At 55.9% G+C, this 24155-nt stretch carries 21 protein-coding genes and 1 pseudogene; 14 read left to right on the top strand and 8 right to left on the bottom strand.

The window, feature by feature from the left end; all coding sequences use genetic code 11:
- Positions 1 to 54 precede the first annotated feature (54 nt).
- Complete coding sequence (mgrA, locus tag IBT46_RS25035; protein ID WP_200547874.1) at positions 55 to 1044, bottom strand: L-glyceraldehyde 3-phosphate reductase; 990 nt, start codon at positions 1042 to 1044, stop codon at positions 55 to 57.
- A gap of 205 nt (positions 1045 to 1249) precedes the next feature.
- Between mgrA and IBT46_RS25030 the strand changes: the two genes are divergently transcribed.
- The gene (locus IBT46_RS25030) at positions 1250 to 2902 is read left to right on the top strand and encodes an alpha-keto acid decarboxylase family protein (protein WP_200547873.1); all 1653 of its coding nucleotides are present in this window, start codon (positions 1250 to 1252) and stop codon (positions 2900 to 2902) included.
- A gap of 158 nt (positions 2903 to 3060) precedes the next feature.
- Positions 3061 to 4026 (top strand): glucokinase, encoded by a 966-nt coding sequence (gene glk, locus IBT46_RS25025; protein WP_200547872.1) that lies wholly within the window; start codon positions 3061 to 3063, stop codon positions 4024 to 4026.
- 30 nt (positions 4027 to 4056) lie between these two features.
- Here the strand turns inward: glk and IBT46_RS25020 are convergent, their stop codons facing one another.
- Positions 4057 to 4785, bottom strand: a complete 729-nt coding sequence (locus tag IBT46_RS25020; RefSeq protein ID WP_105593329.1) for a LytTR family DNA-binding domain-containing protein — start codon at positions 4783 to 4785, stop codon at positions 4057 to 4059.
- Positions 4786 to 4808: 23 nt separating this feature from the next.
- Positions 4809 to 6494 carry a sensor histidine kinase gene (locus IBT46_RS25015; protein ID WP_105593362.1) on the bottom strand — a complete coding sequence of 562 codons (1686 nt, stop codon included), beginning with the start codon at positions 6492 to 6494 and terminating at the stop codon, positions 4809 to 4811.
- A 570-nt stretch (positions 6495 to 7064) separates the two neighbouring features.
- Here IBT46_RS25015 and IBT46_RS25010 point away from each other — a divergent pair.
- Positions 7065 to 7592 carry a GNAT family N-acetyltransferase gene (locus tag IBT46_RS25010; RefSeq protein WP_200547871.1) on the top strand — a complete coding sequence of 176 codons (528 nt, stop codon included), beginning with the start codon at positions 7065 to 7067 and terminating at the stop codon, positions 7590 to 7592.
- 120 nt (positions 7593 to 7712) lie between these two features.
- Positions 7713 to 8948 (top strand): alanine transaminase, encoded by a 1236-nt coding sequence (gene alaC / locus IBT46_RS25005; RefSeq protein WP_105593331.1) that lies wholly within the window; start codon positions 7713 to 7715, stop codon positions 8946 to 8948.
- Between the two features lie 54 nt (positions 8949 to 9002).
- On the opposite strand, the gene ypdK is transcribed toward alaC, so the two are convergent.
- From ypdK to IBT46_RS24990, 3 genes are all read right to left on the bottom strand, one after another.
- A complete protein-coding gene (gene ypdK, locus IBT46_RS27795; RefSeq protein ID WP_105593363.1) occupies positions 9003 to 9074 on the bottom strand; it encodes a membrane protein YpdK in 72 nt (23 codons plus the stop codon).
- 197 nt (positions 9075 to 9271) lie between these two features.
- On the bottom strand, positions 9272 to 10300 hold the full coding sequence (locus IBT46_RS24995; RefSeq protein WP_200547870.1) for an HlyD family secretion protein: 1029 nt from the start codon (positions 10298 to 10300) through the stop codon (positions 9272 to 9274).
- Positions 10297 to 11907, bottom strand: a complete 1611-nt coding sequence (locus IBT46_RS24990; RefSeq protein WP_200547869.1) for an MFS transporter — start codon at positions 11905 to 11907, stop codon at positions 10297 to 10299. The genes IBT46_RS24995 and IBT46_RS24990 overlap by 4 nt, the downstream gene beginning before the upstream one ends.
- A 161-nt stretch (positions 11908 to 12068) precedes the next feature.
- Here IBT46_RS24990 and IBT46_RS24985 point away from each other — a divergent pair, with 161 nt between their 5' ends.
- The 4 genes from IBT46_RS24985 (at position 12069) to IBT46_RS24970 (ending at position 14756) form a co-directional block, all read left to right on the top strand.
- A complete protein-coding gene (locus tag IBT46_RS24985; RefSeq protein WP_200547868.1) occupies positions 12069 to 12851 on the top strand; it encodes an IclR family transcriptional regulator in 783 nt (260 codons plus the stop codon).
- A gap of 12 nt (positions 12852 to 12863) precedes the next feature.
- On the top strand, positions 12864 to 13313 hold the full coding sequence (locus tag IBT46_RS24980; RefSeq protein WP_105593335.1) for a universal stress protein: 450 nt from the start codon (positions 12864 to 12866) through the stop codon (positions 13311 to 13313).
- 54 nt (positions 13314 to 13367) lie between these two features.
- Complete coding sequence (locus IBT46_RS24975; RefSeq protein WP_370569527.1) at positions 13368 to 14177, top strand: hypothetical protein; 810 nt, start codon at positions 13368 to 13370, stop codon at positions 14175 to 14177.
- A 297-nt stretch (positions 14178 to 14474) separates the two neighbouring features.
- On the top strand, positions 14475 to 14756 hold the full coding sequence (locus IBT46_RS24970; protein WP_105593365.1) for a hypothetical protein: 282 nt from the start codon (positions 14475 to 14477) through the stop codon (positions 14754 to 14756).
- 117 nt (positions 14757 to 14873) lie between these two features.
- On the opposite strand, the gene IBT46_RS24965 is transcribed toward IBT46_RS24970, so the two are convergent.
- Positions 14874 to 15032, bottom strand: a complete 159-nt coding sequence (locus IBT46_RS24965) for a hypothetical protein (protein ID WP_172606603.1) — start codon at positions 15030 to 15032, stop codon at positions 14874 to 14876.
- Between the two features lie 292 nt (positions 15033 to 15324).
- Between IBT46_RS24965 and IBT46_RS24960 the strand changes: the two genes are divergently transcribed.
- The gene (locus tag IBT46_RS24960; RefSeq protein ID WP_200547867.1) at positions 15325 to 16206 is read left to right on the top strand and encodes an SMP-30/gluconolactonase/LRE family protein; all 882 of its coding nucleotides are present in this window, start codon (positions 15325 to 15327) and stop codon (positions 16204 to 16206) included.
- Positions 16207 to 16257: 51 nt separating this feature from the next.
- Here the strand turns inward: IBT46_RS24960 and IBT46_RS24955 are convergent, their stop codons facing one another.
- The gene (locus IBT46_RS24955; protein WP_200547866.1) at positions 16258 to 17487 is read right to left on the bottom strand and encodes an OFA family MFS transporter; all 1230 of its coding nucleotides are present in this window, start codon (positions 17485 to 17487) and stop codon (positions 16258 to 16260) included.
- A gap of 834 nt (positions 17488 to 18321) precedes the next feature.
- Between IBT46_RS24955 and tssB the strand changes: the two genes are divergently transcribed.
- The 5 genes and pseudogenes from tssB to IBT46_RS24930 all read left to right on the top strand — a co-directional run bounded on the left by tssB (position 18322) and on the right by IBT46_RS24930 (position 24155).
- Entirely contained in the window at positions 18322 to 18819 is a 498-nt protein-coding gene (gene tssB / locus IBT46_RS24950; protein WP_200547865.1) for a type VI secretion system contractile sheath small subunit, read from the top strand.
- Positions 18820 to 18853: 34 nt separating this feature from the next.
- Positions 18854 to 20401 carry a type VI secretion system contractile sheath large subunit gene (tssC, locus tag IBT46_RS24945; protein ID WP_200547864.1) on the top strand — a complete coding sequence of 516 codons (1548 nt, stop codon included), beginning with the start codon at positions 18854 to 18856 and terminating at the stop codon, positions 20399 to 20401.
- 9 nt (positions 20402 to 20410) lie between these two features.
- Positions 20411 to 21751: pseudogene (tssK, locus tag IBT46_RS24940) on the top strand (type VI secretion system baseplate subunit TssK).
- Positions 21748 to 22434 carry a type VI secretion system protein TssL, short form gene (tssL, locus tag IBT46_RS24935; protein WP_200547863.1) on the top strand — a complete coding sequence of 229 codons (687 nt, stop codon included), beginning with the start codon at positions 21748 to 21750 and terminating at the stop codon, positions 22432 to 22434. The pseudogene tssK and the gene tssL overlap by 4 nt, the downstream one beginning before the upstream one ends.
- Entirely contained in the window at positions 22431 to 24155 is a 1725-nt protein-coding gene (locus IBT46_RS24930) for an OmpA family protein (protein WP_200547862.1), read from the top strand. Before tssL ends, IBT46_RS24930 begins: the two co-directional genes overlap by 4 nt.

Below are 24155 nucleotides of genomic sequence, written 5' to 3'. Positions count from 1 at the left end.
AGCCAGCCAGCCAGCCAGCCAGCCAGCCAGCCAGCCAGCCAGCCAGCCAGCTAATCAGCCAAGAATCGCATCGATCTGTGCCAGCTCTTCTGCGCTAAAACTGCGGTTATCCAGCATTCCCAGCGCATCGTCTATCTGGCTGGTTTTACTGGCACCGATCAGCACCGAGGTCACGCGGTCGCCGCGCAGCACCCAGGCCAGCGCCATCTGAGACAGTTTCTGCCCGCGCTGCTGCGCCAGCGAATTCAGCCGGCGAACCTTCTCCATCTTTTCGGCGGTCAGCTGGTCTTCGCTCAGGAAGCGGCTGCCGCTGGCGGCACGTGAATCCTCAGGAATACCGTTCAGATAGCGATCGGTCAGCACGCCTCCGGCCAGCGGTGAGAAGGCAATGCTGCCAACGCCCTGCTCGGACAGCACGTCCAGCAGGCCCGCTTCCGGCGCGCGTTCGAACATGGAATATTTCGGTTGATGGATCAGGCAGGGGGTACCCAAATCTTTCAGTATGGCGATGGCTTCGGCCGCCAGTGCCGCCGGATAGTTAGACAGCCCGACGTACAGCGCTTTCCCCTGACGTACCAGATGGTCGAGGGCGGTCATCGTCTCTTCCAGCGGGGTTTCCGGGTCCGGGCGGTGGTGGTAGAAGATATCGACGTATTCGAGATCCATACGCTTCAGGCTCTGGTCGAGGCTGGAAATCAGATACTTACGTGACCCCCAGTCGCCGTAGGGGCCTGGCCACATGGTATATCCAGCTTTACTGGAAATAATCAGCTCATCGCGCCACGGACGAAAATCTTCCCGCAGGATACGGCCAAAATGCTCTTCGGCCGATCCCGGCGGTGGGCCGTAGTTGTTGGCCAGGTCGAAATGGGTGATACCGTTATCAAAAGCGTGGCGAAGCAGGTCACGACTGACGTCAACCCGGGTACTGTCGCCAAAATTATGCCATAGCCCCAGCGAAATCGCCGGAAGCTTCAGGCCGCTACGGCCGCAACGGTGGTAGGTCATATTTTGATAACGCTGTTCATCTGCCTGATAAAACATAAAAAAATCCCGTCAGTTAAGAAGAAATATGGCGACACAGCACATCAGTGTATACGGTTACACTCACAAAAATAGCGCCACGGATCGCAACTCAGTGAGAATTATTAGCGTAACGTTCTGTTGCCATTTCCCGCGCAGTCTTTCTGCTAACGAAGTGAAAATTATCGCTAATACTCAGCTTATGCCCCGCAGAGGAGTGTGAGCAATGAACAGTTATACCGTGGGTGATTATCTGCTGGAACGTTTGAATGAGACGGGAATTGACCATCTGTTTGGCGTGCCGGGCGACTACAATCTGCAATTTCTCGACAGCGTGATCGCCCATCCGCGACTGGCATGGGTTGGCTGCGCCAATGAGCTTAACGCCGCGTATGCGGCAGATGGCTATGCCCGCTGCCGGGGTGCCGCCGCGCTACTGACCACCTTCGGTGTCGGTGAGCTTAGCGCCATTAACGGTGTGGCCGGCAGCTATGCGGAGTATCTGCCGGTGGTGCATATTGTCGGCGCGCCGTCGCAGACCTCGCAGCACAACGCTGAATTACTGCATCACACGCTGGGCGACGGCGATTTTCGGCATTTTTTGCGCATGCATCAGGAAATCTCGGTGGCCAGCAGCGTGCTGACCGCTGATAACGCCGCGGCGGAAATCGATCGACTGCTGCGCTGCGCACTGACCGAGCATCGACCGGTGTACCTGCTGCTGGCCACCAACGTTGCGGCCAGCCCGATTTCACCACCGTCATCGCCTTTAGATCTGCGCATCAGCCGTCACGAACGGCAGCTGGCGGCGTTTGCCGACGCTGCAGAACAGCTGCTGGCCGAAGCCCGCAGCGTGGCGATGCTGGTGGACTTCCTTGCCGATCGGACAGGGCAGCAGGAGAGGCTGGCAAGCTGGCTACGGGAGGTGCCGATGCCATTTGCCACTCTGCTGATGGGTAAAAGCGTGGTCCCCGAAAGCCTGTATGGTTTTGCCGGAACCTATGCCGGGGCATCCAGTGCGCAGAGCACCCGCGAGGTGATTGAGCAGAGCGAGGTGATTATCACCATTGGTGTCAAATTTACCGATACCGTCACGGCCGGCTTTACCCAGCAGATTGACAGCGGTAAAACCATCGATGTTGGCCTGAACGAATGTCGGGTACGGGAGCACTGTTTCCACGATATACCGATGGCGGCAGCGCTGGAGGTGCTGCATCGGCTGGCAAGGCGGCACGGCAGCGGCTGGCGGCAACATATTGTCGCCCCTCCCGTGATGGAGGAAGATCGTTCGGTATCGCTAACCCAGGGCAGTTTCTGGCAGGCCATGCAGGCGTTCTTACGTCCCGGCGATATCGTTCTTGCCGATCAGGGGACCGCCGCGTTTGGCATTGCCGCGCTGCGGCTGCCGGAAAATACCCGCCTGATGGTGCAAACGCTGTGGGGATCGATTGGCTACACGCTGCCTGCGGCCTTTGGAGCCGGTACGGCAGAGCCTGGTCGCCGGGTGATCCTGATTATCGGTGACGGCTCCGCGCAGTTGACGGTGCAGGAGCTGGGCACCATGCTGCGCGATGGCCAGCATCCGATTATCTTTCTGCTTAATAACGATGGCTATACGGTGGAGCGGGCGATCCACGGTGCCGAACAGCGCTATAACGATATCGCCCGATGGAACTGGACGCATCTGACCGAGGCGCTGAGTCTGGACAACCCGGCGGAAAGCTGGCGGGTGACCCAAACGGTGCAACTGGAAGACGTCATGCAGCTGGCTGCCGACAGTTCACGTTTATCGCTGGTGGAAGTGGTGTTGCCGCGAGCCGATATTCCCCCGCTGCTGGCGGCGGTTACCCGCTCTTTGCACGAGCGCAACAGCCGGTAACGGCGGCGATTGCAGCCGTTCTACTCGGTAAATAAACTGAAATTTTCCGAAAGGGCGGATTTTAGCCCGAAACGCTCACCTTTCTTCCCGGTGAGCGTTGTTGTTTTCGCAGTGGAAATTTATAGTGTGTCTACTTGATTAAGCGGAGCAAAACCATAATGACCCAGTATGCTTTGGTAGGTGATGTCGGCGGCACAAATGCGCGCCTGGCACTCTGTCATCTTGAAAGCGGTGCCATCTCACAGGCCAAAACGTTCTCCACCTCTGACTATGACAGTCTGGAAGCGGTAATTCGCACCTGGCGTGATGAACAGCAGCAGGAAATTCACGATGCCTGTATTGCTATCGCCTGCCCGATCACCGGTGACCGGGTTGAAATGACCAACCACGACTGGGCATTTTCCACCAGCGAGATGAAAGCCAGCCTCGGCCTGAAGCATCTGGAAATTATTAATGACTTTACCGCCGTGTCGATGGCGGTGCCGATGCTGCAGGAAGAGCATCTGCTGCAGTTCGGCGGCAAAGCGCCGGTGAAAGACAAACCGATTGCTATTTACGGTGCCGGAACCGGGCTGGGCGTTTCTCACCTGGTGCACGTGGACAAGCGCTGGATCAGCCTGCCGGGCGAAGGCGGCCACGTGGATTTCGCGGCCAATAGCGAAGAAGAAGACCAGATCCTTGAAGTGCTGCGTGCCGAACTGGGCCACGTTTCCGCCGAGCGTATTCTCTCCGGCGGCGGTCTTGTGAATCTTTATCGCGCTATCGTGAAGTCAGACGGCCGCGTGCCGGAGGCGCTGAAGCCGAGCGACGTCACCGAGCGGGCGCTGGCCGACAGCTGCACCGATTGCCGCCGCGCGCTGTCGATGTTCTGCGTGATTATGGGTCGCTTTGGCGGCAACCTGGCGCTGAACCTCGGAACCTTTGGCGGCGTGTTTATTGCCGGTGGCATCGTGCCGCGCTTCCTCGATTTCTTTAAGGCTTCCGGCTTCCGCGCCGCCTTTGAAGATAAAGGCCGCTTTAAAGATTACGTTAGTGATATTCCGGTGTATCTGATCACCCACGATCAGCCAGGCCTGCTGGGTGCCGGTGCGCATCTGCGTCAGACGCTGGGCCAGGTACTGTAAACCACGGCTTCCACGCTGGCTGATGCGCAACTACAGGCGCATCAGCTGGCGAAATTCCTTCACCTTGCTGCGGCTTACCGGCACCTGAAACTCCAGATCGCGCAGTTTCAGAATGTAGGTATTGTTGAACCAGGGTTCAATCTCGCGGATTTTGCTGAGGTTGACGCAGTACGAACGATGACAGCGGAAGAAGTACTCCTCCGGCAGGCGGCTGCAAAACTCCGTCATGTTCATCGACATCACATATTCTTCCCGCCGGGTATACACAAACGTCAGCTTCTCGTGCGCTTCGGCATAATAAATATCGTTGATATCGGTCACGATAATGCGCTCGTCTTTCACCAGGTTGATGCTGTGGGAAGCGGGGCGCGGAGTGGCGGTGTTTTGTACCGTGTCCTGACGAACGTGGTTTTCCAGCTTGCGCAGCAGGGTGATTATGCGCATCTCGTGGTACGGCTTAAGAATGTAGTCGAATGCTTCCAGTTCAAAAGCATCCACCGCGTGCTCTTTATAGGCGGTAATAAACACTATCAGCGGCTTATTGGCGAACTTACTGATGTTTTGCGCCAGCAGCATGCCGTCCAGCGAAGGAATATTGATATCCAGAAATATCACGTCCACCTGATGGCTTTGCAGATATTTCAGAACGTCCAGCCCGTCATCGAAGGTCGCTTCAATCACAATCTGGCTATGCTGACGGATCAGCCAGCTCAGCTCCTGCTGGGCCAGAAATTCATCTTCAACAATAATCGCTTTCACAACGTTTTCCCGGTTTACAAAAATTATACCGACAGCGAAATACGCTCATTTTCCGGCAGGGAAGCCCCATTTTTACTGATATAGAAGGAAATCTCCGTGCCCGGATTCAGCCGGTGGATATGCAGCCCCTCACCATACAGCAGCCTGACCCGATGATGAACGTTCAGCAGGCCGATTTTATTGCCCGGCATCTCATTATTCTCCACCCGGGCAATAACCTCTTCAGCGATACCGTTTCCGGTATCACGCACCGCAATCCGCACGCGATCGCCGTGATCCTGGATACTCAGCGTCACCACGCCTTTGCCCCGGCAGGGATGAATACCGTGAACAATCGCATTCTCGATCAGCGGCTGGATCAGCAGGCTGGGCAGCGAACAGCTGACATCTTCCTGAATATCGTAGATCACGGTTAGCTTATCGCCGAACCGTGCCTGCTCAATGGCGATGTAGTCCTTCACCTGATACAGCTCTTTCTTGATATCAATGATTTCATCATCGTTCAGTTCAAGGTTGTAGCGCAGATAGCGGGAGAGGTTGGTAATCAGCTGCCGCGCGGTGTCCGGATTGAGACGAATAGAGGAAGAGATGGCATTCAGTGCGTTGAACAGGAAGTGGGGGTTAATCTTGCTTTGCAGCGCCCGCAGCTCGGCCTTATTGGCCATTTCCCGCAGTTGTTCGGCGCGCGACACTTCCAGCTGGGTGGAGATGATCTGCGACAGGCCAATAGCCATCTCCTTCAGGGAAGAGGTAATGCGGTGCGCATGGCAGTAGTAAATTTTCAGCGTGCCGGTGACTTCCCCTTTTTCCCACAGCGGGATGACAATCATCGAATGGATTTCCGGCGTGCGATGAGCTTCATCATTGTTCTTAATGATGATTTTTCCCTCGGAAATCGCCGCCGAGGTGGTTGGACTGATGCCGTCATCGCCGTTGCGGTAGTTCTCTTCGCCAAAACCGACGTAGGCCATGATCTGATGCTTGTCGGTGATCGCCACGGCATCCGCTTTGATATCGCTGCGAATGATTTCACACACCTGGCGCAGGGAATGGCTGTTGATCTGACGGAACAGCGGCAGGGTTTTATTGGCAATATCCAGCGCCAGCTTGGCCTGCCGCGCCGCGCTGGCTTCCTTCTCGCCCTCAACGCTCTGCACCAGCAGCACGATCAGGCCGATACTGCTGGCCCCGAGGATCATCGGGATGGCGATCTCAGCAACGATATCAATCCCTAATGAAGTCGGGGAAGCCCACAGCACAATCAGCAGCATGGTCAGCGATTCGCAGAGCATGCCGCCAACGATCCCGGCGCTCCAGCGTTTCTCTTTCACCACTTTCAGGTTAATCCAGCCGGAGGCGATCCCGGCCACGATGCTGGTAATCAGGCAGGGGACCGAGGTCACGCCGTGAATATCGATCAGAAAACGGTGGACCCCGGCAATCACGCCGGTAGCAATGCCTACCCAGGGGCCAAACAGGATACCGCCGGACATAATGGCAATCGTGCGCACGTTAACCAGCGAACCTTCAACGTTAATGCCGGTCCAGGTACTGAACAGGGCAAACAGCGAGAAGATCGCCGTGACGGCGAACAGTTCCTGGCGCGAGTGCTCATCCTTTTGCAGCAGCTGGCGAAAATGGCGGGTGCGGGTCATAAAAAACAGACTGATAAGCATCAGCGCTGCGCGATCAAATACGGCGAGCAACATTTCAAACATAGAGTGCACGGGCGTCTCGGCTGACGGGGAGCAATGTCACTATGATAAGAAAAGGCGGGCGGATGCGCTACGGCTGTGGCAGGGATCGGTGATATTGATGCGTTAATAGGGGAAAAGTTGAGTGGCAAAAAGAGGATGTTGATATTCTCGACGATGTTGGGTTGGATTGACGATTTTTCACCGCTAATTGAGGAAAGTCCGTAGTTTAAAAGGGGGTTATCGTCGAATTTCGTTCCGTATCGGAGGCAGGGAAGTAACGAATCCATTAATAGAGGAAAAACCGAGTGCTAAAAAGAGGATGTTGATTTTCAGCTTTGCGATATTAAAAATGCGTAGAAAACCATTCTCTGCAACATCATCTGGCAAAGCTTATCGTAGTCTTTTTTCCGCGATATGAATAACCCTGCTGATGATACTGAGATCCGCCAGCCAAATATAGATTTTGCGACGGTATCCTGTCGTTATCCACGCACTTTTTTGCTAACGTCACGTTATCAGTAAGTGAAAAGCGGCACTAAAAAAACAGCCGAAGAGTGGATTTTCCCTTTTTTTGAGATATCTATGCAACTGACCACCGAGCGACTCATTCTCACCCGGCTACAGCCGGAAGACTGGCAGCTGTTTTTACAGGTGCACAGCGATGAAGCCAGCATGCGCTTTATCAGCGCTGTGCCGCAGCTGGCGGACATCCGTCAGCGCTTTCAGGACCGTCTGGCCCCCTGGCAGATCACCAGTTTCCATATGCTGTGCCTGGTGGTACGGCGCAAAGAGGATGGTGAAGCGGTGGGGCTGATCGGCACCAATGCAGAATGGGCACCGTACCGACAGGCGGAAGTCGGCTATTCGCTGCTCAGCAGCTATTTTGGCCTCGGCTATGGCAGCGAGGCGCTGGCCGCGCTAAGCGAGTATTTGTTCCGTGAATGCGAGTTCCACAAGCTGAAGGCGCAGGTGGTGGAGGGCAACTGGGCGTCACGACGGGTGCTGGAAAAAAACGGCTTCGAGCTGGAGGGCACGCTGCGGGATAATTATCTGCTGCGCGGGCAGTGGGTGAATGACTGGCTGTTTGGGCGCGTAAATCCGCTGGGATAAAAAATTTTATCCGGCCTATCGACAGCCGTCGGAATATTACGCTATGTTCGTTGCACGGCCACCGCAGTGGCCGGCGTCGCTCGGACGGTCCGGGCGCTAACGTAAGCGAGCAAAAATACTATGGCTGATATCAGTTCAACCCGTCGTTTCTCCCGTATCGAACGCCTCCCACCCTACGTGTTCAACATCACTGCTGAACTGAAGATGGCCGCACGCCGTCGTGGGGAAGATATTATCGATTTCAGCATGGGCAACCCCGATGGCCCGACGCCGCCGCACATTGTGGAAAAACTCTGCACCGTTGCCCAGCGCGAAGACACCCACGGCTATTCCACCTCACGCGGCATTCCGCGCCTGCGCCGGGCGATTTCCCGCTGGTATGCCGATCGCTACCAGGTGGAGATTGACCCGGAATCGGAAGCCATTGTCACCATCGGATCGAAAGAGGGGCTGGCGCACCTGATGCTGGCGACACTCGATCACGGCGACACCGTGCTGGTGCCCAATCCCAGCTACCCGATCCATATTTACGGCGCGGTGATTGCCGGTGCGCAGGTGCGTTCCGTGCCGCTGGTGGCGGGCGTCGACTTCTTTAACGAACTCGAACGCGCCATTCGCGAAAGCTATCCCAAGCCGAAAATGATGATCCTCGGCTTCCCGTCCAACCCGACCGCGCAGTGCGTGGAGCTGGACTTCTTCGAGCGGGTCATCGCCCTGGCGAAGCAGTACAACGTGCTGGTGGTCCACGATCTGGCCTATGCCGATATCGTCTATGACGGCTGGAAAGCGCCGTCGATTATGGAAGTTCCGGGCGCGCGTGACGTGGCGGTTGAGTTCTTCACCCTGTCAAAAAGCTACAATATGGCCGGCTGGCGTATCGGTTTTATGGTGGGGAATAAAGATCTGGTTGCGGCGCTGGCGCGCATCAAAAGCTATCACGACTACGGCACCTTTACGCCGTTGCAGGTCGCAGCCATTGCCGCGCTGGAAGGCGATCAGCAGTGCGTACGCGATATTGCCGAGCAGTACAAGCGCCGCCGCGATGTGCTGGTGAAAGGGCTGCACGAAGCGGGGTGGATGGTCGACAACCCTAAAGCTTCAATGTACGTCTGGGCCAAAATTCCCGAGCAGTACGCTCATCTGGGATCGCTGGAATTCGCCAAGCTGCTGCTGCAGGAAGCGAAAGTCTGCGTTTCTCCGGGAATTGGTTTTGGTGACTACGGTGACACCCACGTACGCTTTGCGCTGATTGAGAACAGCGACCGCATTCGCCAGGCGGTAAGAGGGATTAAAACCATGTTCCGGGCAGATGGCATTTTGCCATCTGCCGCGAAAGGTAGCGCGGAAACGCTCTGACCGCGAGCGAGATCAATAAGGGTCAGGCATGCCTGACCCTCTTTTCGGGAAGCGCTACAGCATCAGATAAAAGGTGCCGACCCACAGTACCAGGATAAACGAAATTCCCATAAACGCGTATTTCACGAACAGCTCCTCTGCGCGGTTACGGCTATGGCGATCCCGGACCAGCGTAACGCGAACAGAATCAACCTCAGGCGGACTTATTAATGCCGGACGCGCTAAGGCAGGGTCGCCGTGGGGAGCCCACGGCAGGATCGATCGCTAATTTACCCGCATTGCCTGGCAAAATAAAGGCGATTGTGCTGAGAACTTTCTCACATTTAGCGCATTTTTAATTCAGGAATCACCGACATTCCCACCCGCAGACGAGCCAGATCCGGCTGATCCCTCTCCAGAACGATTTTTACCGGCAGGCGCTGGACCACTTTGGTGTAGTTGCCGGTAGCATTATCCGCAGTGATGGCTGCAAACGTTGAGCCGGTTGCCGGAGCAATACTGTCAACGTGGCCACGCAGAGTAACGCCAGGCAGGGCGTCAACGGTGATACTGACCGGCTGTCCGCTGCTGACGTGCGCCAGCTGCGTTTCCAGGAAATTCGCCAGCACGTAGCTTTGCTGTAGCGGCACGACCGCCAGCAGGCGCGTACCGGCTGAAACCCATGCCCCTTCACGCAGTGCGCGCTGGCCTACCGTACCGGAAATGGGTGCGGTAATGCGGGTATAGGAAAGGTTCAGCTCGGCCTGATCGACGCTGGCTTTCGACGCGGCAATATCGGCTTCCGCCTGGCGCACGCTGGCCTGCAGCACCGGGACCTGCTTACGCGCGGCCAGCACCGCGGCCTGGCTCTGTTTCACCTGCGCGGCGGCGCTCAGCATAGTGGCGTTCGATTTCTGCTGCTCGTCCGCGGTTGCCGTGCCGCTTTTCAGCAGCTGACGGTAACGCTCTGCATTTTGTCCGGCGTAGTTAAGCGACGCCTGGCTGGCGCTGACCGCAGCTTCATTCTGCGCAATCGTTGCCTGCTGCTGATCGAGCTGTGCCTGAACGCTGCTCAGTTTGGCCTCGCTAATTTGCAGGTTAGCCTGGGCCGTTTCCAGCGCCACGCGATAATCACGATCGTCAATTGTTGCCAGCAGGTCACCGGCCTTCACCTGCTGGTTATCCGTTACGCTAACCTGACGGATATAGCCAGAAATTTTTGGCGCTACCAGCGTGTAGTCGGCGGTAACCACCGCGTCATTGGTGCGATAGTCGTGGCTGCCGATTGCCGACCAGATAAAAAAGGCCATCCCCAGCAGTGCCAGGAGCAATAGCGCCAGCAGTGAGGTACGTTTTGCAGGTGTGAAACTCATGATGTTGTTCTCGTTGTTGGCGAAGCAGAATTAATGAGAGTTTGTGGCGGCCAGACGCGTTTCGGCAGCCAGGCGGTCAGCAGGACCAGCAGCAGGGCAAAGCCGATAATCAACAGATAGGTATCGCTGATGCTGAGGATTGTCGCCTGATGTTTTACCAGCGTGCTGAAGTGGCTGAGATTTTCCGCCGAGCTGGCTGAACCATCTGGCAACAGCGGCTGGAGGCTGCTGGCCGCGTCGCTGCTGTTCGCCGTGATCAGCCAGGGGCGGTTACCGAGGTTATCGACCAGCACATGGGAGTGAAATTTCTCGCGATGGGTGAGGAAATTCTCCACCAGGCTGCCGGCCGCGACGCTGGAAAAACCGCGCACGGTATTGAACATCGCTGAGGCGAACGGCCCTTCCGGCGGCATCACCACGCTGGTGGCGCTCATCAGTACCGGCAGGATCAGCATCGGCTGACCGAAGGCCTGCAGCGCCTGGATTAGCCAGAAATTCTGCCGCGCCCACTCATCGGTCAGCTGCGTGCCCAGCAGGCAGGAGGCGATCATCAACCCGGCTCCGGCGGTTAACACCCAGCGGCAGTCTACCTGCCGCAGATTCAGTAGCGTGGCGACAAGCGGAGCAATGATCAGCTGCGGCAGACCGATAGTCAGCGCCAGCGGGGCAAACTGTGCGGTACGAAAGCCATCAATCTGCGCAAAATAGGCCGAAGGCAGCGCTGAGCCGGAAAGCGACACCATCAGTACCCCCGCCAGAACCAGCAGGCCGTGGGCGAGATTCTTACGCTGTAGCATCTGCAATTTGAACAGCGGCAGCGGGTGATACCACTCGTTAATAAAGAAGGTCACCAGCAGCGCGGCGGACGCCAGCAGCAGGCCGGCGATAAGCGGTGATTCAAACCACTCCAGGCGTTCCCCCTGGGTTAAGCCGAGGATCAGCAGTGCCATACCGCTACAGCCGGTCAGCATCCCGAAGGCATCGATCTGCCGCAAACGTTCCAGGCGCAGCGGGTCCTGCGGCAGCCCCCAACCGATCAGCAGGGCGGCAATCAGACAGGGTGGGATCACCTGCCAGAAAGCAAACTGCCAGCCAACCGAATCGGTCCAGAAGGCCGCGAGGGAGGCGGCCATATTCGGACCGAAGGTCGCTGTCATCGCATAGGCCGCCAGGCCGTAAAGCTTGATAGTCGGCGGCAGGAAGCGCAGCGCCACGGTCATCAGCATCGGCGGCAGCGCGCCACCGAACAGGCCCTGAATAACACGAAGGGTAATAAATAGCGCGGGATCGGTCACTAGCGGCTGGATCACCGCCAGACTGGCAAACCCTGTTGCCACCACCAGGGTAAAACGGCGCAGGGAAAAGGTCACCGCCAGCCACGGGGCGACCATCATCGCGGCGACTTCAGCGGCCTGGTAGGAAGAGGTGATCCAGCTGCCGGTATCATAGTCGATACCGATCGCCGCACGGATATCCGCCAGCGCCAGATCGGTTACGCGATCGTTAAGGCCTGAACTGAGCGTGGCAATCAGCACCCCGATCAGCCCGAGAGCCAGGCGCAGGGTAAAAGGATGCGGCGGCGGCATCGCCACCGGCGGGCTGTTCATAGCAGGTGCTCCGGGAGGATTATTATCGATGCAGTGTATTGCATCGTGATACATTGACGCAGATATTACATCTTGATGCAGTGTATTGCAATGCGATGCAGTGTGCCGGACAGGGTAAAAAAGTGCTACAGTAAGCCCGACATCAAGGTAAGAGAATCGTTATGTCTGAACCCTCATTACCGCACGACGAAGAACGGACCGGTGGCATTCAGGTCATCACCCGGGCGGCAAAAATTCTGGATGCGCTTGGCGCAAAACCTAACGGTATGAGCCTCGGCGAAATTGCGCTGGCGGTGGATTTGCCGCGTTCAACCGTACAGCGCATTGTTGCTGCGCTGGACTCGGTCAAGCTGGTACGCAGTCACGGTGCCGGTGGGGTTCGTCTTGGCCCGGCCCTTCTGCGGCTGATCGCCAATGTGCATACCGACGTGGTGACGATTGCTCAGCCCTGGCTTCAGGCGCTGTGCCAGGCAACGGGCGAAACGGTGTCGCTGGGCAGGGCAAGCGGGCTGCAGCTGGCCATCGTGCATTATGTGGTGGCCGATCGCGAACTGCGCGTGGTGCCGCGCATCGGTATGAACCTGCCGCTCTACAGCACCTCCGGCGGCCGTGCGCTGCTGGCGCTGGACAGCGATGAGGCTGCCCGGGAGCTGCTCGGCGAAGCCTACCAGGCAATCACCGATCTCACCGTGCGTGATTTCCCTGCGCTGCTGGCGCATTTAACGGAAATTCGCCATACCGGTCTGGCCTATGACCGTGGCGAAACGCTGGAAGGGGTGTCAACGATGGCGGTGGCTATCGATACTATTCTGGGGCGTTTTTCCATCAGTCTTCTGGTCCCCACTCCCCGTTTTGAAAAATTTGAAGATCATTACCGTCAGGAGATCCTGAAATGTAAGCTCGGGATGGTGGATGAAATTGGCAAAGTGGCATTGCGTGACTAACAGGAGAAAGCTATGAAAACGCTTTTGGTCGCCGTTGATAACTCTGGGATTGCTCGTAAGGTTGTGGCGCTGGCCACGGAACAGGCGCTGGCGCTGCGGGCCGAGGTGGTGGTGCTGTGCTGTATTGACGTCAGCTATGCGTCATCCGGGCCGTTTGAGATTGAAGCCGGGGAAGATCCCGGCGATTTTGGCATGGCGCTGGACGAACAAAACACCGCTGAAGCCGTGGTTCGGCGCGCACTGTCGGAACTGCAAAAGTCCGGCGTGACGGCGCGCGGACGGGTGATTGCCGGTGAATCGGCAGAAACCATCGTTGCCCAGGCTAATGCGCTGAACGCCGCGATGATTATTATGGGGCGGCGTCACCTTTCTTCATTTAACCGTCTGCTGAAAGGCTCGTGCAGCGCATCGGTGATAGAACGCGCCAGCTGTCCGGTTTTAGTCGACGTTCGGGCGGATTAAGCCCATTTTATCTCAGGCCGGCATAACCGGCCTGACTGCATCAGGAAAACCGTTTTGATTTCTCAACCCGTATTGATTTCTTCAGCGATCGCGCTGGTCTGGCTGGTGGTGATTGCGCTACTGGTGAAGCGCGGCAGCCTGGGGAAAATTGCCGCTCTGCTGCTGCTGATCCTGCCCCTGGCGGCGGGAAACCTTTATTACTTCCGCTGGATGGCACCGCAGCAGGCAGAGACGGCCCGACTGGATGCTGCCCAGCTAAAACTGGCGACGCTGCCGGTTTGGCGTACCGTCAAAGTGCAGCAGCCGGCCCTGTACAAGCAGGCCAGCGATGAGCTGCTGAACGGTCTGCATAGCGGTTTGACTGAGCAACAGGCTTTTGACCGACTGCGCCCGCTGGCGGCAGATCTGCTCAACCAGCGAATTAACGCTGCCGCCGACGATGATCTTATCGGCTATATGAAAGTGTCGCTTGAAGAGATGAAGCAGCTGCGCCAGCAGAGTACCGATCGCTGCTTCCGCTTCCTGTTCCCGCAGGTCAGGGGAGGCGTGGATATTGCCGAGCTGCTGCCGCAGCCGCTGGTTGAAAGTGAAATGCAGGCGATGGACCGGCTGTTAGTTAACAGCCAGGATGGCGATCGCGCGGTGGACTTGCCGCGCGGCCGCAAGCAGCTTCAGTCGGTAGTCAGAACGCTGTACGGAAAGTGGGGCAGTGACTTACAAACCCTTAACACTCCGGCAGAATCGGGCGTGGATGAGAGCAAACTCTGCGATATGACCATCGACCTTTATCAATCTGTGCTGGCACTTGCGGATAAAGATTCAGCCAACGTGTTGCGTATAATTATTAGTGGAACAGGTAATTAACCCTGAAAAAAAGCCCGCTCGCCGCGGGCATAAGTCATTAAGTAAAGCAATGATATAACAATAAAAACCTGGTGTGGTTCAGACATTTGCGTTGTCTGGATGCATAGTCGCACTGAACGGCTGATAACGCCAGGCGTCTCCCCGAATTGATTCAATCGGTAAAACATTGCATTTTTCTGCTCTGTACTTTGTGAGGTATGCAGGTGCATCGCTGAGTAAAAAAATGCAAATGCGCCGTAGTCTGATAGTCCCCGGAGGCGAGGTTGTTATCATGCTCCCCGGAGGAAAAGAGCAATGATGAAAACAAAAATAACCGCCTTATTGGCACTGCTGCTGCTGGCCGGATGTACGTCCAGCAAGCCTGGCGCATTTGAAAAAGTGGACGAAGACCCGGCGGTGAATACCGTTCAGTATCGTTTTAACCCGACGAAAGTGGATAAGGTGGCACTGGCTGAAGATATCGAGCGTTACTGCACCGAAAGGGGATTTGATAAAGTAGAAGCGCTGTCTCCGCAGGAGAGCCACGTACCGGGTTTAATGAAAGCCTGGTATCAGTGTAATTACAGTATTAAAAGCTAAAAAAATGGGCGGATAACTATCCGCCCAAATTTTATCAATAATAACTACTCTTCTTTATTGTTATCTTGCCGTGCGCAGGCTTTGCCCGCCGTCGGTGAGAGATCTCACCGGATAAGTTTACCAGCCCCGATGCGGGCCGCCGTGATGGTAGCCGCCATGATAGCCACCACCTCCGTGATATCCGCCTCCGCCATGATGGGGCGGTGCAACGATACAGCCACTCAGCATAATGATCAGTGCCATTACAGAGGTTGCTTTCATTATATTTTTCATCATTTCACTCCTGCCATTTCGATACGTACAAATTTAACAAGGCAAAGTGGAGGAATAATGCGGGTAGTGTAGAGTTATTTAATGAGATATTTCAAATAATTTCAGTGGTGAAATTTATAATCTGTCAATCTGATTGTGAAATAAGAATAGTATTAAATATACTCCACCTTGATAAGAATCATCTTAAATTAATGTTTGACCAGATTCATCTCCGTGAGGACGCCAGATTTATTGTTGTGCTTCTGATACTGAAATAACGTAAATTCTATCAGTACATTCTTATCAAGGAGCGGTAATGAGCTATCAGGTAGAAAACGTACTGCGCGCGCAGACCGAGCTGGGCGAATGCCCGCTGTGGGACACGCAGCAGCAGGTGCTGTGGTTTGTCGATATTCTGGCTCCGGCGCTGCATCGTTTCGCTCCGTCCAGCGGTGAGCATCAGGTTTGGCCGGTTGCGGAAGATATTGGCTGCATCGGCCTGCGCGAAGAAGGTGGGTTGATTGCCGCACTGCGCAGCGGGGTGTGTTTCCTTGATGAACAGGGGAACATCGTCCGGCGGATCGCCGAAAATCCCGGAGAAGCGGCGCGGAGCCGCTTTAACGATGGTCGCGTCGATCCCTTTGGCCGCTTCTGGTGCGGCAGCCTGTGGGAACCCCAGGATCGTAACGGCGGCAAACTGTGCCGCGTAGACGAAAATCTGCGGCTGACGGTTCAGGCGGAGGACGTCAAAATTTCTAACGGGCTGGCATTTTCACCCGATCGCCGCTGGATGTATCACACCGATACGCCGAACGGCGTGATGTACCGCTATCCGCTGGATGTCGTGGGCGATCCGGGCGAGCGGCAGGTGGTCAGGCACTTTATCCAGCAGCAGGGCGGTTTACCGGACGGTGCTGCGGTGGACAGCGAAGGTTTCTACTGGTCGGCAATGTTCGACGGCCAGCGGGTGATTCGCCTTGACCCAACCAGCGGTGACATTGTTGATGAGATCCCGCTGCCGGTGCGCTGGCCCACCATGGTGGCGTTTGGCGGCAGCGATTTGAAAACGCTGTATATCACCAGCTCGCGGGAAAACCGAACCGCAGAGGAACTGGCGCAGTATCCGCAGTCCGGCGATCTGTTTGCCGTGCGGGTCAACGTGGCCGGATTGCCCGAGCCGCGCTTTATCCATCAATAAAGAAAAACCGCCGTCGGTCAGGACGGCGGTTCAATATTGTTAAGACAGCTATCAGGCGTGCTGCAGCTCTTTTTTCTGCTGCGCGCTGGCGTTTGGCATACGGATCACCGCCGACATCAGTAGTGAGACTACCAGCAGCGCCATAATCAGGCTGAAGGTCACCATAAAGCCACCGAACAGGGAGGCAATCAGCGAGCCAAGCACACTACCGATACCGAAGCCGAGGTAAATCACACCGTAGTTTTTGGTCAGGTTATTGAGGCCGAAGAAATCACTGACCAGCGATGGATAAACGGTAATGGTGCCACCGAAGCTGAAGGCTACGCAGGCGACGGCAATAAAGAAGGTGGTTTCATTCATGCTGCTGAACAGCAGGATGCCCATACCGCACAGGGAGACCACCTGCGCAAGGCTGATCACCCGGATACGCGCTACCTTATCAGACATAATGCCCAGCACCAGGCGACCGCTGAGGTTAGCGATAGCGATAATGGTGACTGCGCTGGCGGCGGTCTGCGCGCTGAGGTGAACCAGGCTCTCACCGATATCCTTCGCCACGCCAATCACATACAAACCGCTCATGCAGGCCGTCAGGAACATCAGCGCCAGCATCCAGTACTGCGGCATACGCATAGATTCTGCCAGCGTGAAATCGCGGGCTGGCTGAGCGCTGCTGCTACTGGCTGATGCTTTCTGCAGCGGTGCATCTTTCATCATCAGTGAACCCAGCACGATCATGCTCATCGCCAGTCCGCCCCAGATCATAAAGGTGGTTTCCAGGCTGTTCACGCTGAGCAGGTAGCTACAGATAAATTTAAAGCCCAGGCTACCCAGTCCGTAAGCACCGATCGAGCAGGCAGAAATCAGACCTTTACGCTCCGGGAACCACTTCACGCAGTTAGACAGGGTAATCAGATAACCCGCGCCATCCGCCAGGCCGACCAGCACGCCTGCGGTCAGGTACAGCATAAACAGGTTGTCAGCCTGCGAGGTCAGCATCAGACCCGCGGCCATCAGCAAACCGGCAGACAGCGTGACCTTACGCACGCCAAAACGTTCCTGTAGTTTCCCGGCAACGGAAGAAGCCAGGGCCAGGCCAAGACTCAGCAGACCAAAGGAGAATGCGACCTTACTGATCGGTGCATCCAGCTTGCTGGACAGCTGTCCGTTAAAAAGGCTCCAGGTATAAACCGAACCGAGGGCAAACTGAGTAATAATGGTGCCAATCAGGGTTAGCCAGCGGGTGCGGTTAACGCTGCTGCTTAATGTTGGTGTGCTCATGAAATTCTCCCAATGGGAATGCTAAGAATCTTTAAATTGGGGAAATTTTAAGCCTGCCAGCGATACAGGCGGCGGAAAAAGGCATGAAGTGCCGCATTCAGGGAATGAAATGCACGGATAGCGACATGAATGGCATCGGACTGCCGTTTTGATGGACTTGAAGTAAAGTGAATATATTGATTTAAATCAATTTTTTTAAAATTTAGCAGCCTGGTCGTGTGGTGTCAATGGGGCGACGGTGGTTGATAATAGTGGCTGAGAAGGCAGCGGTCATTCTTTTCCTGCTGCTCGTGCTGTTTGCCAGATGGAGACGTAGCCTGACATTAAGTTCACCGGATTTACGGAGGGAGTCAAATACTCCTTTTGTGGTGTTATGTCGATATTTATTCATCTCTACTTTTAACATAGTAAAAAATCCAATATCGAAGTTCGTTTGGTGTTTTTCTTATTTTTGCGTGTTAGCTCAAGTAATGGTTAACATTCTCAGTGTTGAAAATCATATTTAAATGGACTTATCCTAAGAAACCTCTTATTAATTTCGGTGTTTATGAGGAAATAATGATATTGGTCAATTCTTCGTTGTTTTAGTGTTTTATTTTGTAATGCCCGGTTAAAACCTGCAATGTTTCTTTATTTTGATGTTTTCTGAATCATGACTTGGTTTTTTTACGACTATTTTTTCGTAAAAGCAGAAGGGTGTTTGTTCTTAATAATAAGAATTTTCTAATTTTCATGTTTATATTTCCGCGTTTGATTAATTAAGTCTGAATGCTCTATTATCGCCCGCAAAGTTAAGGCTGCAATTATTTACATGGCGATATCAAAGAGGGATTTATGAGCGACAGCTTCCAGAAGGAAATACCAAAAGCACGTATTAATCTGAAACTCGATCTTCATACCGGCGGTGCCAGTAAGAAAATGGAATTACCGCTGAAATTACTGGTTGCCGGTGATTTCAGTAACGGCCAGGAAACCGCACCGCTATCAGAACGCAGTAAAACAGACATTAATAAGAATAATTTCAATAGCGTACTGGCGGAATATTCTCCGTCGGTGAATCTCACCGTTGAAAACACCTTGGCCGGAGACGGTAGCGAAGAACATATTCATCTCACCTTCCGTAATATGAAGGATTTCACCCCTGAACAGGTGGCTCGCCAGATACCTCAGCTCAAGGCCATGCTGGCTATGCGCAACCTTCTCCGCGATCTGAAAGCCAATCTGCTGGATAACCAGAACTTCCGCAAAGAGCTGGAAAAAATCCTGCTTGACCCGGCACTGAGCAATGAACTGCGTAGCGAACTGTCCGCGATGGTGCCGGAGCAGGCATAAACGGTCGCAATGATTAATGGATTAACAAGAGAATATGCTGATGTCTGTACAAAATGAGAATGCCACTGCTGCGGAAAATGTCACCCTTGAACATCCGCAGGCGGGCGGCGTTTATGCTTCCCTGTTTGAAAAAATCAACCTCCATCCGGTTTCCTCTCTCAGCGCGCTGGATATCTGGCAGGATGCACAGGCGATGTCCGATGCAACCGCCGATGAGCGCCTGACCGCCGGCATGCAGGTATTTCTGGAACGCCTGCGCCAGGCAGGAACCAAAGTTGATAAGCTGGATAAAGCGCTGATTGACCACCATATTGCCGAGCTGGACTTCCAGATTGGCCGCCAGCTGGACGCGGTACTTCACCATCCGCAGTTCCAGGCCGTTGAGTCGCTGTGGCAGGGCGCTAAATCGCTGGTGGATAAGACCGACTTCCGCCAGAACGTCCGAATTGAGCTGCTGGATCTGTCTAAAGAGGATCTGCGCCAGGACTTTGAAGATGCGCCGGAAGTGATTCAGAGCGGTCTCTATCTGCAAACCTACGTGGCGGAATATGACACCCCGGGCGGCGAACCGATTGCCGCGCTGATTTCGGCCTGGGAGTTCGACGCTTCGGCGCAGGACGTGGCCCTGCTGCGCAATATCTCTAAAGTCTCCGCCGCCGCCCATATGCCATTTATCGGCTCGGCCGGGCCGAAATTCTTCCTGAAGGAGTCGATGGAAGACGTGGCGGCCATCAAGGACATCGGCAACTACTTTGACCGTGCGGAATACATCAAGTGGAAATCCTTCCGCGACACCGATGACTCGCGCTATATCGGGCTGGTAATGCCGCGCGTGCTGGGCCGTCTGCCATACGGACCAGACACCGTGCCGGTACGCAGCTTTAACTATGTGGAAGAGGTGAAAGGCCCGGATCACGATAAATACCTGTGGACCAATGCTTCGTTTGCCTTTGCGTCCAACATGGTGCGCAGCTTTATTGATAACGGCTGGTGCGTGCAGATCCGTGGCCCACAGGCCGGCGGTGCGGTGAAAGATCTGCCGATCCACCTGTACGACTTAGGGACAGGCAATCAGGTGAAAATTCCGTCTGAGGTGATGATCCCTGAAACCCGCGAATTTGAGTTCGCCAACCTTGGCTTTATTCCGCTGTCTTATTACAAGAACCGCGACTATGCCTGCTTCTTCTCGGCCAACTCCACCCAGAAACCGGCGCTGTACGATACCGCTGACGCCACCGCCAACAGCCGGATCAACGCCCGCCTGCCGTATATCTTCCTGCTGTCGCGCATTGCTCACTATCTGAAGCTGATCCAGCGCGAGAACATCGGTACGACTAAGGATCGTCGCCTGCTGGAGTTGGAGCTGAACACCTGGATACGAGGCCTTGTCACCGAGATGACCGATCCTGGCGACGAGCTGCAGGCCTCCCACCCGCTGCGCGACGGCAAAGTGGTGGTGGAGGATATCGAAGATAATCCGGGCTTCTTCCGCGTGAAGCTGTATGCGGTGCCGCACTTCCAGGTGGAAGGGATGGACATCAATCTGTCGCTAGTCTCGCAGATGCCGAAAGCGAAAGCATAAGGGCGCTGAATGAGAACGGAACAACCGTTGTGGGGCCGGGGCATTATGCTCTCGCCCCAGCATTTTCAACAGCAGGCTGCTTATGCGGCCTGGTCTGCGGAATTTATTGCACGTCTCGGATTATGCCAGCCGTGGGGCGTGATCGAAGCCTCTTTCGAAGATGATGTGCTGAAGCTGGGCCGCCTGCAGGCCCGTCGCCTGTGCATTCGTTTCCAGGATGGAACACTCATTGACACCAGCAATGCCGATGCGCTTCCCCCGGTGCTGTCGCTGGAAGGAGAACAGGGGGAAACGGTCGTGCTGCTGGCACTGCCGCTGCTTCGAGCGAACGGCGGTAACTGCCTGAAACCCGAAGAAGCTGCCGAACGTCCGGTACGTTATCGCCAGCGCTGGCGCGATATTCGCAATCAGTTTGGCGATGACGATCGCCAGATTGCCGTGATGCAGCATGAGCTTTGTCTGCGTTTTGCCCATCAAAACAACAGCGACTACCTCACCTGTCCCGTTGCGCGTCTGCATCTGGACTCGCAGGGGCTATGGTCGCTGGATGACAGCTTTCTGCCGCCGATGCTTACCCTGCAAAGCAGCGGATGGCTGATGCAGCAGCTTGATCAGCTCATGGTCCAGTTGCGTGCCCGCTTAACGAGGCTGATGGCGATGCGCCGGGAAAGTAACGCACGCATGGCGGATTTCGCTATCGCTGATGTGTCGCTCTTCTGGTTGCTCAATGCGCTAAACGGCGCTGAGCCGGTACTGGCGCAGTTTCTGCAGTATCCACAGAGTGCCCCGGAACGTCTGTATCCTGAACTGGCCCGGCTGGCCGGCAGCCTGCTGACCTTTTCGCTGGAGCATCAGAGCGGTGCGATCCCGTCATGGCAGCACGAACGGTTGAACGATGTGTTTCCTCCGCTGTTTGCGCTGCTTAATGAGCTGCTGGAAGCCAGCCTGCCATCGCGCGTAGTGGCGATTGAGCTTAGCCACGATAAGCGCATGCGTCAGTGGCTGGCGCGTTTGCAGGACCCTCGCCTGCGCGACGGGGCGGATTAATACCTTTCTGTTCGCTCCTCCCAACCTGTTGCACAGCTGCTGGAGCAATTCCCGCGCCAGTGCAAGGTCGGCAGTCCGGATTATGTTACCAGTCTGGTTAACGCATCCCGCCAGGGGATACCTCTCAAGCCGCTCAGCCATGTTCCTGCCGCCATCCCACTTCGGCTGGAGAACCAGTATTTCTCGCTGGATCTCACCCACCCGGCAGCGCGGGAAATGCTGGAAAGCGGCAACTGTATGTTCTACACGCCGGGCACGCTGGGCGAGCCTGAACTTGAACTTTACGCGGTACTAAGAACATGAGTGAGAGCAAACGCAGAGCGGCCTCATCCGTCGATATTGATGCGCTATTTCAGGATACCTGGCTACAGGTTATCAGCCTGCGCCACGGCCCACTGTTTCAGGAGGGAGAAGGCTACCTTCTCTGGCAGCGCTGTGTAGCGGAAATAGAACGTGTACAGCAGTCGCTTAACGACGGAGGGGTGGATGAAGCCGGCCGTCAGCATATTCTTACCGCACACTGCGCCCTGCTGGATGAGGCGGTGAAAAGCCGTGGTGTGCAGGACGACGCCTGCATGCAGTGGTATGACATCCCGCTACAGGGGCATTTTCTTGGCACGATTGAGGCGGGGGACACGTTGTGTGACCGCATGCGCGCCGTGCTGCGTGAAACGCAACCCGATGCTGCCGTGTTGACCTGTTTTCACCGGGTCATGCTGTTGGGATTTATCGGTAGCTATCATTCGCTGAACGATCCTCAGCGTGAGCAGCTGGTCAAGATGCTGAACGATCGGGTTCCACCGTTTACTCCGCAGGATCAACCGGTGCTGGCGAATGCTTATGCGGCGAGCCGTATCGGCCCATGGTTTAGATCCTGGCCGCTGCGTATTGGCGTGAGCGTCGCGATCCTTCTTACGCTCTGGTGGGGGTTGGACCGATCCCTGGACAGGATGTTGGCAACCCTGCTGCCGGGAGTGATTCCATGACCTCTACGCAGCGCAGCGTGCTGGCGATATGGGGAGCATTGCTGAGCGCCGTTGTCTGCCTGGGTTTTTTCCCGCTCCCACTTCGCGCAGCAACAGGGATAACGCTGATTTGCATCGGCGCGATCGCAGTCGCCTGGTTTCTGATGGCCCGTGGCAGGGGACATAAGGCGGCGATTCGCTTCGACAATTTGCCGGACGCCAGCTGGCAGCAGCCGGTGGTGCTGGTGTGTGGTGATATTTCACAGATGTGGCTGCAGGAGTCTCCGGTACTGGTGCTGTCGCAGGGCTGCTGGATCAATGTCGCGAATCACCAGGACATGGAACAGGTTGCCCGCTATCTGCTGTGGCTGCGCCCCGACTGGGGGCGCCAGCTGTCGCTGATGGTGAACATTTGTCCGCAGCTGCAAACGGATACGGAAACGCTGACCGGCCGTTTACTGACCCTGCGCTGGCAGTTAAGCCAGCTGCGCCGCGAGACCGGCTGTGCGATCCCACTGCTGCTTCATGCTCAGTTGGGTTGCAGCATGATGCACGAAAACCTGTGGCAGACTGCGATTGCAGATCACGCTATCCAGGTCTGGCGTGAAGGAGCGCCCCCGATGTCGGTAGCAACCTGGAGCGCCAGCGAGGGGGCCCAGGCTGTGCAGTCGCAGGTGATCATCGGCAGTCTGTCCGCATGGTTTAGCCAGCATGTAGCCGCAGTGTTTACTGATGAAAATCCGGATATCCCTGCTGTGCTGCCTGTGGCGATCGTTTGGAGGGCTGGCCCTGCGCTTACCGGTACCTTACCGGAGTCTGCCTGGCTCACCTGGCTGCGTAAGCACAGCGCGATGCAGCATGTTGCAGGCTGGTCTCCCGTGCCAGACAACGCGGCCACGCCCCCGGTTCTGCCTGACTTTATCCTGCCCCTTTTACCCCGGGGGGCGGGATTGACACCTCGCCAGCGCCTGTGCCGCGCCGGACTGACGGCCTTTACCTTTGCGGCGATTGTGGCGCTGTGCAGCAGCGGCTGGAACAAGCGCCAGCTGCTGCAGCGGATGAATTTCGATATCCAGCATTTCTATCGCATCGCCAGCGGCGACCACATTCGCAAAGCTGAGGCCCTGAAAATCCTGCAGCAGGATGCCGCGCTGCTGGATGGCTGGGCCCGCAACGGAGAGCCGATGTCTCTGGGGCTCGGATTATATCGGGGTGAAAGCCTGCGTCTGCCGATTCTGACGGCGATTCGCTCCTATACACCTCCATCTCTACCGCAGAAGCAGAAACCGCTGCCGAAGGCCCAACAGGAAGTCGCGCCGCAAATTATTCGCCTCGACAGTATGTCGCTGTTCGATTCCGGCAAGGCAGAGCTGAAGGCGGGATCGACGAAAATGCTGGTTAATTCTCTCGTGGGAATTAAGGCGAAGCCAGGCTGGCTGATTGTGGTCAGTGGACACACTGATAACACCGGTAATTCCGGGCTTAATCAGGCGCTGTCGCTGAAGCGTGCGGAGGCGGTTCGCAACTGGATACGCGATACCGGCGACGTGCCGGAAAGCTGTTTTGCAGTACAGGGCTATGGCCAAAACCGCCCGATTGCAACCAACGACACGATGGAAGGGCGGGCGCTCAACCGCCGTGTCGAAATCAGTCTGGTACCGCAGGCCGATGCCTGTCAGATACCGGACAAAATCCCAGCGTCATCTCAGGATGATGACGTATCACAACACAATGGAGAGTAA

The organism is Erwinia sp. S38, from assembly GCF_016624545.1.
In the GTDB taxonomy this organism is placed as follows: domain Bacteria; phylum Pseudomonadota; class Gammaproteobacteria; order Enterobacterales; family Enterobacteriaceae; genus Erwinia; species Erwinia coffeiphila.
The sequence above is the reverse complement of the archived record's forward strand: the minus strand, read 5'-3'. Positions and strand labels throughout refer to the sequence as shown.